We start from the raw sequence: 15,137 nt of genomic DNA on the forward strand, positions 1-15,137 counted from the left end.
TTGCAATAATGGCTTCCATGACGACGGCCCGCACCCCCGACAGCCCGATTTCTGGTGCTCCCGCCTCGCCGACCCGTCGTCCAGGTGGTCGTAGCGCGCGCGTGCAATCGGCGGTCTACACGGCAGTCGGTCAGCTCGTCGGGGCCGGACGCCGCGAGACGATGACGATCCCCGAGGTCGCCGAACTCGCCGGGGTGAATCCGACCAGCATCTATCGACGCTGGGGAACGATCGACGCGCTTCTCGGGGAGGTCGCCGTTGCGGCGTTGACGCAGGGCGAACCCCTGCCCGACACCGGCACTCTCGCCGAGGACCTGTCCGAGTGGGCGCAGATCATCGCCGCCGACATCGCACGCCCGAAGCGCCGCGCCTACCTTCGGGCCATGGTCGCCGCGCGCGAGGACATCGTCGAGGTCTGCCCCTGCTGGGAGATCCGGCGTGGGCACGCCGAACAGATGATCGCGCGGGCGCGGGACCGCGGCGAACCCACGCCGTCGGTCCGACAGGTGCTCGACCACGTGATCGCCCCGCTGTATCACCATGCGGTCTTCGGACTCGAGCTCGACGCCGATCATGCCGCCGGCCTGGTCGATGACGTCTTGTCGATGATCGGAGCTGCGCCGAGAAGGTAGGCCGAGACGATAGGGTCCCGGGAATGAAACACGTTCACGCGTTCACCGACGACGCACTCGGCGAGCACGACGCGGTCGGCGTCGCCCAGGCCATCGCATCCGGAGAGATCTCCGCTTCCGAGGCGGTCGAGGCCGCGATCGCGCGGATCGATGCCGTCAACCCGCACCTCAACGCCATCGCCTTCGACGATCGCGAGCGTGCGCGCAAACGCGCGGTCGACAACGACTTCCCGCTGGGATCGTTCATCGGGGTGCCGTCGATCATCAAGAACAACACCGACCTCGCGGGGCTGCCGACCTGTCACGGTTCGGCTGCGGTGCCCCAACGACCGGCGAAGGCCAACGAGGCGTTCACCAATCAGTTCCTGGCGAGCGGCGTCAATGTGGTCGGCGCGTCGACGATGCCGGCCTTCGGGCTGACCTCGACGACGGAGTTCGTCGACCGCGAGCCGACCCGCAACCCGTGGGACACCGACTACTCGTCGGGCGGCTCGTCCGGTGGTTCCGCGGCGCTCGTCGCGGCCGGTGCACTGCCGATCGCCCACGCCAACGACGGTGGCGGATCGATTCGCATCCCCGCCGCCATCTGTGGGCTGGTCGGACTGAAGCCGAGTCGCGGGCGCGTCGAGGCGTCGAAAGAGACACGGGACGCGCCGATTGACCTCGTGTCGAACGGGATCGTCAGCCGATCGGTGCGCGACACCGCCCGATTCCTCGCCGACACACAGGGTTTCCGGCCCGCGCCCGGGATGCCGCCGGTCGGGCTGGTCGAGGGGCCGGGGACCAAACGGCTCAAGATCGCGCTGATCACCGAGCCGCTGACCGGCTCGCTGCTCGACCGGGACACACAACGGTGTGTCACCGAGGCCGCCGAGCTGGTCGAGTCCCTCGGACATCGCACCGAGATGGTGCCGCTGCCGGTGGACCGGGACTACGTCCGGGACTTCATCGACTACTGGTCACTGCTCGCACTGGCGCTGGACCGATTCGGAAAACGGGTGGTCGACAAGGGCTTCGACCGTTCCCAGGTGGACTCGTTCACCCGTGGGCTCTCGCGCGGCGCGCTCCGGCACTTCTACCGGCTGCCCGGGGCGGTCCGCGGGCTGCGGAGGTCCACGGCCGCGATCCGCGGACTGCACGACACCTTCGACGTGGTCCTCAACCCGACCGTCGTCCACGCGACCCCGGAGATCGGATACCTCGATCCCGCACTCGACTTCGACGAGGCGATGGGCCGGCTGACCCGGTTCATCGCCTTCACCCCGGCCAACAACACCGCGGGCACCCCGGCGATCAGTCTGCCGCTGGGACAGACGGAATCGGGCATGCCCGTGGGCATCCACTTCGCGGCCGACCTCGGCCAGGAACGCACCCTCCTCGAGTTGGCCTTCGAACTCGAGGCGGCCCGGCCGTTCGCGCGGATTCAGGACGCCTGAGATACGTAATTCGTTCCCGCGGTGACGTTTCCGTCGCGCTTATTGGATCCTATAAGCAAGGCGGAAACGGCACCGCGGGAGGCATCCCACACCGACGACAGACGCACCACCGAAGATCGGTGGTGCGTCTGTGGTTACGGGTCGAGCGCGAGTTGGCTAGTGCTGCACGGCCTTCTCGGCCCCGATGCCGGTGAGGGAGCGAACCTCCATCTCGGCGTTGCGTTCCGGGGTGCCGTTGTCCGACGGGCTGGTCAGCGTGCCGACGATGCCGAGGACGAAGGCCAGCGGGATCGAGATGATGCCCGGGTTGGCCAGCGGGAACCAGGCGAAGTCGGCGCCGGAGATCATGGCGGTCGACGACCCGGAGACGGCGGGGGAGAAGACGATCAGCACGATCGTCGAGATCAGGCCGCCGTACATGCTCCACAGGGCGCCGCGGGTGTTGAACCGCTTCCAGTAGAGCGAGTAGACGATCGTCGGCAGGTTCGCGGCCGCGGCGATCGCGAAGGCCAGCGCCACCAGGAAGGCGATGTTCTGGCCGTTGGCGAGGATGCCGAGGACGATGCTGACGATGCCGAGGACCACGACGGTGTATCGCGAGACGCGGACCTGGTCGTCCTCACTTGCCTTGTTGCGCTTGATCACCGAGGCGTAGATGTCGTGGGCGAACGACGCCGACGCGGTGATGGCGAGGCCGGCGACCACGGCGAGGATCGTCGCGAAGGCGACCGCCGAGATGATGCCCAGCAGGACCACGCCACCGAGTTCGAACGCGAGCAACGGTGCGGCCGAGTTCTGTCCGCCGGCGGCGTCGAGGATCTTGTCCGGTCCGACCAGGGCGGCCGCTCCGTAACCGAGAACCAGGGTGAACAGGTAGAAGGCGCCGATGAGGGCGATGGCCCAGACCACCGACTTGCGAGCCTCTTTCGCGGTCGGCACGGTGTAGAACCGCATCAGCACGTGCGGGAGGCCCGCGGTGCCGAGGACGAGCGCGATGGCGAGCGAGATGAAGTTGATCTGGCTCGTCAGGGACCCGCCATACTGGGCACCGGGAGCGAGAACGTCACGCGCGGCGACCTTTTCGCTGGTCGAGTCGGTCACCGCGTCCTGTGCCGCACCGAGGATCGACGACAGGTTCATGCCGAACTTGGCCAGCACGATGACGGTCATGATGCCGGCACCCGCGATGAGCAGGACGGCCTTGATGATCTGCACCCAGGTGGTGCCCTTCATGCCGCCGATGAGCACGTAGACGATCATCAGCGCACCGACGACGGCGATGACGATGGACTGGCCGAGGCGCCCCTCGATGTCGAGGAGCAACGCGACCAGGCCGCCGGCGCCGGCCATCTGGGCGAGCAGGTAGAACAGCGACACCGCGAGGGTGGAGATCGCCGCGGCCAGACGCACCGGGCGTTGCTTGAGGCGGAAGCTGAGGACGTCCGCCATCGTGAACTTGCCGGTGTTGCGCAGCAGTTCCGCCACGAGCAGCAGCGCGACCAGCCACGCGACGAGGAACCCGATGGAGTAGAGGAAGCCGTCGTAGCCGTAGACCGCGATGGCGCCCGCGATGCCGAGGAAGCTGGCCGCCGACAGGTAGTCGCCGGCGATGGCGACGCCGTTCTGCGGTCCGGAGAAGCCGCGACCGCCGGTGAAGAAGTCGGCGGCGGTGTTGTTGTTCTTGCTGGCCTTGATGACCACGAACATCGTGACCGCGACGAACGCGGCGAAGATGGCGATGTTGGCGGCCGGGCTGCCGACGGTCGCCGCGAGGACGGTCACGTCGGTGGTGGGTACGGCAGTGGTGTTCACAGTGCGGGCCCGCCTTCCATCTCGTTGCGGATCGCCTCGGCCTTCGGGTCGAGATTGCGATTGGCGAAGCGTACGTACATGCCGGTGATGACGAAGGTGCTGACGAACTGCAACAGACCGAGGATCAGGCCGAGGTTGATGTTGCCCCAGACCTGGGTCGCCATGAAGTCATGCGCGAAGGCGCCGAGCAGCACGTAGAGGGCGTACCAGATCAGGAAGAACGCGGTCAGCGGGAAGACGAACTTCCGCAGCGTCCGCCGCAGCTCCTGGAACTCCGGACTGGCCTGCATCTCGATGAACTCTTCGCCGGTCGGCGCGTGTGGCGCCGGTGGTGGTTGGTCGACGGTCGACACGTTTCCTCCCAGGGTGACGTGGCCACATGTGTGATGGCTCTACGGAAGTCAGCCTGAATGAGGTGCAGATCACAGACAATCGGGTGGCCTGGGTCACACGCCGAAACCCGCGGTCCGTGCGCCGGACGGTCGGTGAGATCCGACGAGCGGCGAACGGTCACCTGTCCGAACGGTCAGGTCGCCCGCTCGTCCGGGGCCCGTCCCGGGGTGCGATCGAGCCCCATCCCGACGCGTTCCGGGACGTGCATCCGGGCAAAGGTCCGTGCGAGGTCGACGGGTACCCGTCCCCGGGTTGCCTTGCTGACCAGCACCATCGTGCCGAACGCGAGTGGGACCGTCACAGCGGCCGGGTAGCCGATCACGACCGCAAGCCACCCGCCCAGCACGTCGTCGTCGACGACCCCGGCGATCGCCAGCATCGTCGCCGACCCCGACGACGCGCCGCCGACGACGAGTCCGGCGATCGCGCCGACGGCCGTGAGTCCGCGCCACCAGATCCCGAGGACCAGCAGCGGGCACAGCGTCGACGCGGCGACGGCGAACACCAACCCGACGGTCCGGGACAGTTCCAGGGACGCGGCGGCCAGCGACAAGCCGATCGGGATCAGTCCGCCGATGACCGCGGCCACCCGGAAGTCGCGCACCCGGCCGCGCAGCAGGTCGGTGGCGAGCGCCCCGGCGACCGACACCAGCAGTCCCGACGACGTGGCGAGGAAGGCGGCGATCGCCCCGGCGGCGACGAGCGCGGCCAGGATCTGACCGGCGATCCCGCCAACCGCCGCGCTCGGCAGCAACAGGACCGCGGCGTCGGCGGTGCCGGTGATCAGCAGTTCGGGGACATAGAGCCGTGCGAACACCCCCAGCAGGATGGGGAACAGGTAGAACAACGAGAGCAGTGCGATGACGGCCAGCGCGGTTCGCCGCGCCGATCGCCCGTCGGGGTTGGTGTAGAAGCGCACCAGCACGTGGGGCAGACCCATCACGCCGAGGAACATCGCGATGATGAGCGACAGCACCTGGTACAGCGGGTGACTGCCGCCGAAGCCCCCGCCGGGGGCGATCCAGTCCGCGTTCTGTGCCGGCGCGCCCGCGACGACCGGAGTGGCCGCACCGGCGTCGAGGAAGATCGTCGAGCCCGCGGAGATGACGTGGGGTCCGGTGGTGTCCACCGGCGCGTCGTCGACGACGACCCCGTCGAGCGTCCCGGTGACCCGCACGCCGGTGGTCTCGGCGACGGTGACCGAGACGTCGGTGGTCACGTCGACGGTCGTCGCGGTGGTGATGCGCGGCGGCGCGGGTTCGCCGACGCGAGTGGGGTCCTGGGCGAAGACGCCGATCAGGACGAGCGCGGGGACCGCGATCGCGGTCAGCTTGAGCCAGTACTGGAAGGCCTGCACGAAGGTGATCGATCGCATGCCGCCGCCCACCACGTTCACGATCACGATCAGTCCGACGCCGACCACGCCGGCCCACACCGGTGCGCCGAGAAGGATGTTGAGGGTGAGTCCCGCGCCCTGGAACTGCGGGATGAGGTACAGCACGCAGACGACGACCACGACGAGCATCGCGGTCTTCCGCGCTGCCGGCGAGGCGAGGCGGAACTCGGCGAAGTCGGGCACTGTGTAGGCCCCGGAACGGCGCAGGGGTGCGGCCACGAACAGCAGCAGGCCCAGGTAGCCGGCGGTGAACCCGACGGGGTACCAGAGTGCGTCCGCACCGTACTTCGCGATGAGGCCCGCCACGCCGAGAAACGATGCTGCCGACAGGTATTCACCGGACACCGCGGCGGCGTTCCAGCGCGAGCCGACGCTCCGCGACGCCACCAGGAAGTCCGACGTGGTCCGGGAGAAGCGGCCGCCCCACGCGCCGACCGCGATCGTGGCGATGGCGGCGGCGAACAGGCCGATCGCGGTGAGGGCGTGGACGTCGGTCGTCACGGCGGACCTGGTTCGGGTGCGTCGGACAGATCGTCATCCACGAGGCCCATGAAGTCGCGTTCGGCCTGCTCGGCGAGATGGACGTAGAGCCGTCCGGTCAGATACAGGAGTGGGAAGGCGAGTACTCCCAGCATCAGCCAGATGAGTCGAATCCCGAAGACGCCGGCGTCGGCGATCCCCGGAAACGCCCAGGCGGCAACGGGTATGGCGGCAGCAACGGCGAGCAGGGCGCCCCCGAGCCGCAGGCCGAGACCGAGTTGGGCGCGCATGAGGCCGCGGACGAGCGCGTCGCCGACCTCGGTCTGTTCCTGGACCTCGACGCGGGTGCGGACCATTCGCGCCCCGCGGCGGGAGGCGAGCACCACCCGTTCGCGCTGAGGCGGGTGCTCAGCCATCGTCCCGTGCGGTGGGGGAACGGTACTGGCGCAGCGGGTCCCGGATGAGGCGGTCCTTGAGTTCGCGGACCTGTCGGCGGCTCACGGGCAGCTCGACGGCCTCGGACGCGCCGTTCGCGCGGACGCACACCACCGTGCCGCCGCCGACCGTCCGCAATCCGGTGACCATCGGCAGCGCGACGAGGTAGGACCGGTGTACCCGGGCGAATCCGGTCTCCTGCCAGCGGGATTCGAGCGTCGACAACGGGATGCGGACGAGGTGTGCGCCCGAGTCGGCGTGCAGTCGGGCGTAGTCGCCGACGGCCTCGACCCAGGAGATCGAATCGCGCCGGACGAGCGAGGTCACGCCGCTCATCTCCACCGGGATGACCTCGTCCGATGCGGCGCGACGCTCCGGGCGAACGGTCGGTTGCGCGGGCTCGGGTGCACGCTCCCGACTGTCGAGGCTCGCGCGGACCCGGTCGACCGCCTGGGTGAGACGTTGTTCGCGTAGGGGTTTGAGCAGATAGTCGACCGCTCCGACCTCGAAGGCGTCGACGGCCCGGTCGTCGTGGGCCGTGACGAACACGATCGCCGGGGGCGAGGCGTATTTCGCGAGGACGCCGGCGAGTTCGAGTCCCGACAGGCCGGGCATGTTGATGTCGAGGAAGATCGCGTCGATGCGGTGCTCGTTGAGTTCGCGGAGGGCGCCGGTGGCGTCGGACGCGGAGCGGACCTCGGCGACGTCGTCCTGCCGGTTCAACAGGTAGCCGAGCTCGTCGAGAGCTGGTGGTTCGTCGTCGACCGCGAGTACGACCAGTGCGGTCATGGAACACCTCCCGCCTCGACGACAGCCCGCAGTTTACCGCCCTGGAGTTCGGGCACTGCCGGAACTCCGGCGTTGCGTTTCACGCCCGGATGCCCGCGCGGAACTTCGGGACACGCATCCCCACCTTGGTGCCGGCGCCGACCGCCGTCTCGACGACGAGGCCGTAGTCGTTGCCGAACGCGGCGCGGAGCCGGTGGTCGACGTTGGTCAGGCCCACGTGGGCACCCTCGCTGTGGTCGAGGGCGTCGAGAGCGCCGCTGCGCAGGAGCTCCGGTTCCATGCCCACGCCGTCGTCCTCGACCGTGATGACACAGTCGGTGCCCTCGTCGGCCGCGACGATGGTGATCGTGCCGCCGCCCTTCGACGCGAGACCGTGCCGGACGGCGTTCTCGACGAGCGGCTGCAAGGCGAGGAACGGCACGACGACGTTCAGGACCTCCGGTGCGACATGCAGTTTGACGTCCAGGGCATTGCCGAAGCGGGCTCGTTCGAGGGTGAGGTAGCGGTCGATGTTCCGCAGCTCGTCGGCCAGCACGGTGTATTCGCCGGCGGCCCGGAACGAGTAGCGGGTGAAGTCGGCGAAGTCGAGGACGAGATCGCGCGCCCGGTCGGGGTCGGTCCGCACGAACGAGGCGATGGTGTTGAGCGCGTTGTAGATGAAGTGCGGACTGATCTGCGCGCGCAGGGCGAGGACCTCGGCGCGGTTGAGCCGTGCGCGGGATGCGTCGAGGTCGGCGAGTTCGATCTGGCTCGACGCGTACCGCGCGACTTCGGCGATGGCGCCGAGCATCCCGGGTCCGGGTCGTCGCGTGGTGGCGACCACGAGGACCCCGACCCCGACGTCGTCGGCGAGGAGCGGCTGGGCCACCAGCGCGCGCACGGGCGACTCGGCGCCGCTGGGGTCGGTGAGCAGCACGCGCCGGAGGTCACCCAGCGCGGACGCCGCCGCACGGTCGGCATGGCCGAGCATCTCGGCGTCCCAGATGGCCTCGCCATCCGGCTCGTGGGCGAGGCGGCTCGGTTCGCCGTCGTACAGTGCGACCGCTTCGGCGCCGGTCAGGGTGTGCAGGTGCGGCAGTGCTTCGCGAGCCGACTCCGCCGACAGTCCGGTGCGCAGTGAGCGGGCGGCGAGCGACGCGGTGTGCAGCGCCAGATGAACTGCCCGCTCGGCCGGGGTCCGCACGACGCGCCGGGTGCGGATCAGCGCGACTGCGCCGACGCACGCGAGCACGCCGAGGAGAACGAGAGCAATGGTCACGCCGCTAGACATCGATGCCCCGATCGGCGTCCGTGGTGTGCGGCAACGACGACACGGCGAGGTCGATGAGGGTGTGCCGATCGGCGTGCCACTTGTCGGGCGGCAGATGGCCGTGGGTGTCGAGGTCGGTGAGGCCGTGGGCCGCCGCGAAGAGCAGCGCTGCGTGGTGTCGCGCGGCATCGGCGCCGACGATGCGGCCCACGAGGGACACCAGGCCGTCCTGAGCGCGTGCCGCTGCGGGGATCGACGGCGTGCCGGCCGGGGTCGCGAACATGAGCCGGTACAGGTGCGGCCGGCCCAGTCCGAGGTCTGACAGCGCGTGCAGCGCCGATCGGACCGCATCCTCGGGCGACAGTTCCGGGTCGGCGGCGATGGCGTCGAGACCGTAAGCGACGACCGCCCATGCGTCGGTGGCGAGGGCCGCCAGCAGTTCCTCTTTCCCGATGAAATGGCGGTAGGCGGCCGAGCGGGAAACCCCGGCGCCACTGCCGACTTCGCGTAGGGTCACCGCCTCCGGCCCGCCGCGGTCGAGAAGTGCCGACGCCGCGGCCAGCAGTGCCTGCCTGGTGTGTGCCGCGCTCTCCGCCCTCGTGGTCATCACCCGACCTTACAGTTGACATCGTCAACCGAATGGCGTCTTCTGGTGTTGACAACGTCAACTCAAGCGGCGGGAGTCGACATGACTCGACCACTCACCCCGAATCCGGACTGGACGCTGGTCATGACGGGAGCCACCCGCGGGCTCGGTCTGGTCGCCGCCCGGTCCATCGTGTCGACGGACCGGTCATGTCATCTCCTGGTCCTCGCTCGCGGCGGCGGGCCCGCGGGGTTCGTCGACGGCTTCGGCGAGGGCGCCGGGCGCGTCGTCGCCGTCGACACCGATCTCGCCGACACCGCCGGGACGATGAGGGCGGCGGCGGAGATCCGGCGGATGCTCGACGACGCGACGCTGCCGCCGCTGCGCGGGCTGGCAGGCAACGCGGGCATCCAGTACCTCGACGACGACCACGTCACCGCCGACGGACTGGAGGCGACCTTCGCGGTCAACGTACTCGCGAACCACCTGCTGATCGGTGAGCTCGGCGGACATCTGACCCGTGGCTCCCGGATCACCATCACGGTGAGCGACACGCACTTCGGCGATCTCCGGCACAACCTCGGGATGGTCCCCGCGCCGCGGTGGACGAGCCCGGCACGCCTGTTCCGGCCGGGTGCGTTCGGGGGTTCGAGTCCGGCCGCTGGCCGCACCGCGTACTCGACGAGCAAACTGGCGGCCATCCATCTCGTCCACGAGTGGGCACGCCGGCTCCCCGACGGCGTCGAGATCGTCTCGTACAACCCGGGTTACGTGCCCGGTACGGACCTGGCCCGGGCGGCGAGCGCACCGCAGCGTCTTGCGAACAGATGGGTCCTGCCGGGTCTGGCCCTGGTCGGGCCGTTCGATCGGGTGCCGACGGCCGGTCGACGGCTCGCCGAGACGATTCACGGTGTGCCGCACGCGGTTACCGGTGCCTACATCGATCGCGGGCGGGTGTCGGAGTCATCCGCGGAGAGTCATGACCTCGATCGTGAGCGCGACCTGTGGAATCACCTGGAGTATCTGCGCGCGGAGGCGTTGCGGCGTCAGTAGGTCGCCCACTCGCCCTGTGCGTACCGCAGGATCCGGGGATCCATCAGGGTGGACGGCGGCAGATCCAGTCGCTGCCGGTCGAGCGGGAAAACCGTGGCCGCCGCCAACTGTTCGGGACTGAGGAACCGGAGGGGGCCGGGCGCCGCCACGGTCGGGGTCACCCTGCCCCCGGCGCCGGCCAGGTGGAATCCCCAGTCGCCGAAGGCCGGCACGTCGACGTGGTACGGGGTCGGGTCCAGTCCGGCCGCGCGCATGGTCGAGGCCACGCACCAGAACGACTTCGGCGCGAAGTACGGGGACCCGGCCTGGACCACGGTGCGGCCCGCCTCGGCGAGATGCGCCCGGACCATCGCGTAGAACTCGGTGGAGTACAGCTTCGCGGTGGCCGAGTCGTCGGGGTCGGGCATGTCGACGATGATGACGTCGAACCGGCGGTCGGTGCCGCGCAGCCAGGAGAAGGCGTCGGCGGCGATCACCTCGGCTCGGGGGTCGGTCATCGATCCCCGGTTCAACGTGGTGAGACGCTCGTCGGTCCGGGCGAGTCGGATCATTTCCGGGTCGAGTTCGACGAGCGTGACGTCGCGGGCGTCGGGGTAGGTGAGCACCTCGCGGAGCGCGAGTCCGTCACCGCCGCCGAGGATCAGCACGGAGTCGTGGTTCCCGGACATCGCCGGATGCACCAGCGTCTCGTGGTAGCGATGTTCGTCGACCGAGGAGAACTGCAGGTCGCCGTTCAGGTACAGGCGGGTGTCGGCCGTTGCGCCGAAACGGTTCTCGGTGATGACGATGTCCTGGTACGCACTACGTTCGGCGGCGACGATGGGATCGCGGTACAGCGCTTGGCGCGCGGTGATCTCGAAGCGGCCGGACAGCAGCAGGCCGGCGATCAGGACGGCGACGACGGCGACGGCCGACGCGGAGAGGACACCCATCTGGGTGCGCGACAACGACTTGCGGAAGATGACGAAGACGAGGAAGCAGCCGGCCGCGGCGTTGACCAGCCCGACCACCAGAGCACCCCGCAACTGGCCGAAGAACGGCAGCAACAGGAACGGGAAGCACAGGCCGCCGATGAGGGCGCCGATATAGTCGACCGCGAACATGTCGGCGACCGCCGAACCCGCCTCCTGGCGTCGAATCCGTTGCAGCAGAACCATCAGCAGCGGGATCTCGGCACCGATCAGGATGCCGAGCACGAAGGCCACCAGGACGAGGGCGGGCGTGTACAACTCCAGGTAGGCGAACGCCGCGTAGAGCGCCATCACCGACAATCCGCCGATGAGGGCGAGCAGCAGTTCGATGACCGCGAAGGCCGTGACCGATTGTGGCTGGAGCGGTTTCGCGGCGAGTGACCCGATGCCCATCGCGAAGACCATGACCGCGAGGACGATCGACGCCTGCGTCGCGGTGTTGCCGATCAGGAACGAGCCGAGCGAGACCAGCGCGAGCTCGTACACCAACCCGCAGGCGGCGCAGACGAAGACGACGGCCAGCAGTCCGGCGCGGGCGAATCGCGGTCGCATCGCCAGCACGTCCGGAACGGGTTCGGTCGTCACCGGTTCGGCATCGGCGGCAGCGGAGTCGTGACCGGTCACGGACAAACGGGGGAGTGCGGGAACCCGGTCACAGGATGGAGGCGGCCACGATGATCGACACCCCGATGTGTGCGACGCCCTGCACCCACACCGCCGGGTGGCTCTCCGGGTGGACCAGCAACTCGCCGAGATTGCCGGGGGTCAGCAGGTCGATGACGAGGAAGGTCACCGCCATCACGACCAGGCCGATCGCCGAGTACACCGCGGTGTAGGTGAGCCCCTCGAGCAGTCGTCCCTCGCTCGCGACGATGGCGGCGGTGACGATCACGGCGACGGCGAGCATGTTGGAACCCACCAGGATGCCGGCGTTGCGGTTGCGGTCCGTCCACAGCTGCGAACGGAGCTTCCCGGGCGTGAGCAGGTCGAGGATGCCGAACGAGACGATCATCAGGATCACGCCGACACCGGCGTAAGCGCCTGCAGCGTAGGCGTTCTCAGCGATATCAGCGAGCATGGTCTTCTCCGTTGGTTGGTCGGACGAATTCGATGGCACGTGCCGGACGGACGACGATCATTTACCGCCACCACCGCTCCCGCCGCCGCGGTTTCCGCTGCCGCTACCCGCATAGCGGGGGGTCGGGACCCAGAACGCGCCGACGTAGGGGTGGTAGTGGTGATACCCCGACCGGTAATCCCGGCTGAGCATCACCCGGGTGGCGCCGGCCGCCAGCGGGAACAGGCCGACGAGGTAGTCGGGGTATTGGAGGAACTGCGTGCCGGCGATGTTGCCCGCGCCGGCGGCGCCGCTCCGCTGGTCGCTGGGACGTTCGGCGTCGCGGATCTCGGCCGCGACCTGCTCCGGTGTCCCGTCGGCGACATAGGCGTCGACGTCGCCCTCGTCGAGGGAGGTGTCGCGCTCGTAGTTCTGCGTGATGTAGTCGCGCGCCGACCCGCCGATTCCGCCGCCACGGGCAACTCGCGCGGTGCACGCACCGATCAGCGCGAAGATGGTGAGCACGACGATCACGCCGATGATGATGTTGCGGGTCTTGTTCAGACGACGGCGTGGGTCCGGCGGGCCGCCGGGCGGTGGTTGCCCGGTCATGGACGGGCCACCGGACCGCGGTCGATCCTGCTGGAGGTGATCACGACCTCGGCGGCCTTGGGATAGGTGTGCCAGGTGTGCCAGCTGATGGAGTCATCGGTGGACTCCGACACGATCGCGGTGACGGCGTGCGGCTCCCCCGGGAACCGTCCCATCACGCACGGGTGTCCGGTGGCCAGCTGTTCGGTGACGCGGGCGCTCAGCTGTTCGACGAGGGCGGCGAGCTGGTCGGGATTCACCTGTTCCACACGGGAACTGAAGTAGTAACCGCTCTCCTGGAAACTCTCCGGCAGTGCCGAGGTCACCTCCGGCAGGCAGGCGACGGTCTCGCAGATCCGCTGCACCCCGTCCTCGACGAGTACCTGATGGCTCGCGCCGAGCAACCGCACCGACACCGTGATGCCGTCGATCTCGCGATCCTCTTGTGCCAGGGGCTCCTGCAAGGGTGCGCTCAGCGAGAAGCCGAGCTGGCTCGCGCTGGTGTCGGCGTAGGCCACCGCGAGTTGCGCGGCGGGGTCGCCGGGATGTTCGGAATTCTCGGTCATGCGGTGTGGGGTCTCCGTGCTCAGGGCGTCGTGTGGATGGGCGGGCGTCGGGGCCGCCGTCAGGGTGTTTCCGGAGCCGGGTTGGTGGGGTAGATGCGGTAGTCCGCGCGGGACAACAGTTCGCCGCGGGCGCATTCCCAGCCGCTGCCGTAGTCCTCGAAGGACAGACGGTCGTCGCCGGCCTGGTAGTCGTGATAGGCCATCCGGCCCGAGGTCGCGACGCCGGTGGTCCCCGCGGAGGTGAAACGCGCCGAGCCCGCCTCCTCCGACTGGTATCGACGCCCCTCGAGCTCCACGGTGTCGGGGCCGGGGGTGACGGCGGCACCGGGTACCTCGTGCCACAGCACGACCTCGAGGTCGGGATCGTCCTCGACCGAGATCCAGGCCTTGGACCCGACACCGGTGTCGAGGAAGTTCTCGGTCCAGGTGTAGCCGTCCTGCGTCAGGCGCAGGGTGCCCCGGACCGCGTAGGTCTGACCGCGCAGTTCGACGAGATCGCCGGGTTTGAGATCGCGGGGGTCGCCGTAGACGGAATCGTCGTCGGCCGACGAGAACGGATCGCCGGGGCGATAGGTCCGCTCACGCAGGGCGTCCTGCTCGGCCTGCCGGGCCCGCCGATTGCCCAGGAAGTTGAAGATGACGACCACCGCGATGATCGCCAGCAGCGCCACGATGATGATCAGCAGGAATTCCACGGTTGTAGACCCTAGTCGACCGGCAGCTTGCGGGACGTCGGTCGTCGGGGGTGCGAATGACCGTGACCGCCTCACCGCCCTCCGGCGTCGACGGCGCGCAGCTCCGCGATCACCGGGGCGAACACCTCGAGCGCGGGTTCGAGCACGGTGAGATAGCTGATCCCGGTCCGCTCCCGGAGGTCGACGAGGCGGGCGGCGATGTCGGAGACCGATCCGATGAGCACCGACGGCAGGCCCAGGAACTCCTGGGCGCTCATCGACAGTTCGTGCTTCGCGATGAGCTCGTCGGCCACCGCCGTCGGATCATCGGTCACGGTGACGATCTGTAGCAGGAGATTCCACTCCACCTCGACGGCGCGGTCCCCGGCGGCGGCGCGTGCGAAGGCCACCCGTTCGTCGAAATCGCCGGCGGACAGCGGTTCCAGATCGCCGTCGGGTCCCGTTCGGGCCGCGGTGAAGCCGACGATGTCGGCGTGTCCGGCGGCCATCGTCAGCACGCGGTCGCCGTTGCCGGCGAGCAGGAGCGGAATCCTCGGCTGCACGGGTCGGGGCTGATGATCCTCGTCGGCGAGCAGCTCTGTCACGCGGGCGGCGGTCGCCGACAGGTGATCGACGCGCCGGCCCGCGGACCGGTATTCGATCCCGGCTGCGTCGAACTCCTCCCGGGCGTAGCCGGTGCCCAGTCCGAGTTCCACGCGGCCGTCGGACAACCGGTCGACGGTGGCGGCGTCCCGGGCGAGCAGCGCGGGGTTGGTGAACGCGGCGTTGAGGACGAACGGGCCGACGCGCAGGCGCTGCGTCGCGGTGGCCGCGACGGCCAGTGCCGGCCACGGGCTCGGGATGCCCAGGTGGTCGGGGACGAGCAGGACGTCGCAGCCGAGTTCCTCGACCGATCGGGCACGCGTCTGCCACGACGACGCGGTGTCGGCCGCGAGCATGTTGACCCCGAACCTGAACTCCCTGGAGGCGAGTGACATGTCCTCAACGTAGTCAGCG

General features: G+C 69.2%; 16 protein-coding genes. 3 read left to right on the plus strand and 13 right to left on the minus strand.

Annotated elements, in window-relative coordinates:
* Positions 1-17 precede the first annotated feature (17 nt).
* Positions 18-632, plus strand: a complete 615-nt coding sequence (locus ACFUEJ_RS12990; RefSeq protein WP_068970598.1) for a TetR/AcrR family transcriptional regulator — start codon at positions 18-20, stop codon at positions 630-632.
* Between the two features lie 23 nt (positions 633-655).
* A complete protein-coding gene (locus ACFUEJ_RS12995) occupies positions 656-2,068 on the plus strand; it encodes an amidase (protein WP_058251331.1) in 1,413 nt (470 codons plus the stop codon).
* A gap of 156 nt (positions 2,069-2,224) precedes the next feature.
* On the opposite strand, the gene ACFUEJ_RS13000 is transcribed toward ACFUEJ_RS12995, so the two are convergent.
* The 7 genes from ACFUEJ_RS13000 to ACFUEJ_RS13030 form a co-directional block, all read right to left on the minus strand.
* On the minus strand, positions 2,225-3,850 hold the full coding sequence (locus ACFUEJ_RS13000) for a cation acetate symporter (RefSeq protein WP_065630162.1): 1,626 nt from the start codon (positions 3,848-3,850) through the stop codon (positions 2,225-2,227).
* Between the two features lie 26 nt (positions 3,851-3,876).
* Positions 3,877-4,233 (minus strand): DUF485 domain-containing protein, encoded by a 357-nt coding sequence (locus tag ACFUEJ_RS13005; protein WP_058251329.1) that lies wholly within the window; start codon positions 4,231-4,233, stop codon positions 3,877-3,879.
* A 173-nt stretch (positions 4,234-4,406) separates the two neighbouring features.
* On the minus strand, positions 4,407-6,170 hold the full coding sequence (locus tag ACFUEJ_RS13010) for a cation acetate symporter (protein WP_226512369.1): 1,764 nt from the start codon (positions 6,168-6,170) through the stop codon (positions 4,407-4,409).
* Positions 6,167-6,565: a hypothetical protein gene (locus tag ACFUEJ_RS13015; RefSeq protein WP_065630123.1), complete on the minus strand. Its 399-nt coding sequence runs from the start codon at positions 6,563-6,565 to the stop codon at positions 6,167-6,169. Before ACFUEJ_RS13015 ends, ACFUEJ_RS13010 begins: the two co-directional genes overlap by 4 nt.
* Positions 6,558-7,373, minus strand: coding sequence for a LytTR family DNA-binding domain-containing protein (locus ACFUEJ_RS13020; RefSeq protein WP_065630124.1), 816 nt, complete (start codon positions 7,371-7,373; stop codon positions 6,558-6,560). Before ACFUEJ_RS13020 ends, ACFUEJ_RS13015 begins: the two co-directional genes overlap by 8 nt.
* A gap of 79 nt (positions 7,374-7,452) precedes the next feature.
* Positions 7,453-8,643 carry a histidine kinase gene (locus tag ACFUEJ_RS13025; protein WP_311277773.1) on the minus strand — a complete coding sequence of 397 codons (1,191 nt, stop codon included), beginning with the start codon at positions 8,641-8,643 and terminating at the stop codon, positions 7,453-7,455.
* On the minus strand, positions 8,636-9,229 hold the full coding sequence (locus ACFUEJ_RS13030; RefSeq protein WP_159370013.1) for a TetR/AcrR family transcriptional regulator: 594 nt from the start codon (positions 9,227-9,229) through the stop codon (positions 8,636-8,638). The genes ACFUEJ_RS13025 and ACFUEJ_RS13030 overlap by 8 nt, the downstream gene beginning before the upstream one ends.
* A gap of 81 nt (positions 9,230-9,310) precedes the next feature.
* Here ACFUEJ_RS13030 and ACFUEJ_RS13035 point away from each other — a divergent pair, with 81 nt between their 5' ends.
* Positions 9,311-10,261, plus strand: coding sequence for an SDR family NAD(P)-dependent oxidoreductase (locus ACFUEJ_RS13035; protein WP_311277772.1), 951 nt, complete (start codon positions 9,311-9,313; stop codon positions 10,259-10,261).
* On the opposite strand, the gene ACFUEJ_RS13040 is transcribed toward ACFUEJ_RS13035, so the two are convergent.
* The 6 genes from ACFUEJ_RS13040 to ACFUEJ_RS13065 all read right to left on the minus strand — a co-directional run bounded on the left by ACFUEJ_RS13040 (position 10,255) and on the right by ACFUEJ_RS13065 (position 15,118).
* A complete protein-coding gene (locus ACFUEJ_RS13040) occupies positions 10,255-11,784 on the minus strand; it encodes a polyamine aminopropyltransferase (RefSeq protein WP_159371808.1) in 1,530 nt (509 codons plus the stop codon). The genes ACFUEJ_RS13035 and ACFUEJ_RS13040 overlap by 7 nt on opposite strands.
* Positions 11,785-11,884: 100 nt before the next feature.
* Positions 11,885-12,310 (minus strand): DUF350 domain-containing protein, encoded by a 426-nt coding sequence (locus tag ACFUEJ_RS13045; protein ID WP_068970523.1) that lies wholly within the window; start codon positions 12,308-12,310, stop codon positions 11,885-11,887.
* A gap of 57 nt (positions 12,311-12,367) precedes the next feature.
* A complete protein-coding gene (locus ACFUEJ_RS13050; RefSeq protein ID WP_137808566.1) occupies positions 12,368-12,901 on the minus strand; it encodes a DUF4247 domain-containing protein in 534 nt (177 codons plus the stop codon).
* Positions 12,898-13,446: a DUF2617 family protein gene (locus ACFUEJ_RS13055; protein ID WP_068970517.1), complete on the minus strand. Its 549-nt coding sequence runs from the start codon at positions 13,444-13,446 to the stop codon at positions 12,898-12,900. The genes ACFUEJ_RS13050 and ACFUEJ_RS13055 overlap by 4 nt, the downstream gene beginning before the upstream one ends.
* Before the next feature lie 59 nt (positions 13,447-13,505).
* Entirely contained in the window at positions 13,506-14,141 is a 636-nt protein-coding gene (locus ACFUEJ_RS13060; protein ID WP_068970516.1) for a DUF4178 domain-containing protein, read from the minus strand.
* A 71-nt stretch (positions 14,142-14,212) separates the two neighbouring features.
* On the minus strand, positions 14,213-15,118 hold the full coding sequence (locus tag ACFUEJ_RS13065; protein ID WP_311277771.1) for a TIGR03621 family F420-dependent LLM class oxidoreductase: 906 nt from the start codon (positions 15,116-15,118) through the stop codon (positions 14,213-14,215).
* Positions 15,119-15,137 lie beyond the last annotated feature (19 nt).

It is taken from the genome of Gordonia sp. NPDC057258 (genome assembly GCF_042668985.1).
GTDB classification, from domain to species: domain Bacteria; phylum Actinomycetota; class Actinomycetes; order Mycobacteriales; family Mycobacteriaceae; genus Gordonia; species Gordonia hongkongensis.

Bases quoted from the DNA above. Each gene is read 5' to 3' on its own strand.
- ACFUEJ_RS13040 (WP_159371808.1), bottom strand. From the start codon at position 11,784: ATGCGACCGCGATTCGCCCGCGCCGGACTGCTGGCCGTCGTCTTCGTC.
- ACFUEJ_RS13015 (WP_065630123.1), bottom strand. From the start codon at position 6,565: ATGGCTGAGCACCCGCCTCAGCGCGAACGGGTGGTGCTCGCCTCCCGC.
- ACFUEJ_RS13050 (WP_137808566.1), bottom strand. From the start codon at position 12,901: ATGACCGGGCAACCACCGCCCGGCGGCCCGCCGGACCCACGCCGTCGT.
- ACFUEJ_RS13045 (WP_068970523.1), bottom strand. From the start codon at position 12,310: ATGCTCGCTGATATCGCTGAGAACGCCTACGCTGCAGGCGCTTACGCC.
- ACFUEJ_RS12995 (WP_058251331.1), top strand. From the start codon at position 656: ATGAAACACGTTCACGCGTTCACCGACGACGCACTCGGCGAGCACGAC.
- ACFUEJ_RS13035 (WP_311277772.1), top strand. From the start codon at position 9,311: ATGACTCGACCACTCACCCCGAATCCGGACTGGACGCTGGTCATGACG.
- ACFUEJ_RS13025 (WP_311277773.1), bottom strand. From the start codon at position 8,643: ATGTCTAGCGGCGTGACCATTGCTCTCGTTCTCCTCGGCGTGCTCGCG.
- ACFUEJ_RS13030 (WP_159370013.1), bottom strand. From the start codon at position 9,229: ATGACCACGAGGGCGGAGAGCGCGGCACACACCAGGCAGGCACTGCTG.
- ACFUEJ_RS13055 (WP_068970517.1), bottom strand. From the start codon at position 13,446: ATGACCGAGAATTCCGAACATCCCGGCGACCCCGCCGCGCAACTCGCG.
- ACFUEJ_RS12990 (WP_068970598.1), top strand. From the start codon at position 18: ATGACGACGGCCCGCACCCCCGACAGCCCGATTTCTGGTGCTCCCGCC.
- ACFUEJ_RS13020 (WP_065630124.1), bottom strand. From the start codon at position 7,373: ATGACCGCACTGGTCGTACTCGCGGTCGACGACGAACCACCAGCTCTC.
- ACFUEJ_RS13065 (WP_311277771.1), bottom strand. From the start codon at position 15,118: ATGTCACTCGCCTCCAGGGAGTTCAGGTTCGGGGTCAACATGCTCGCG.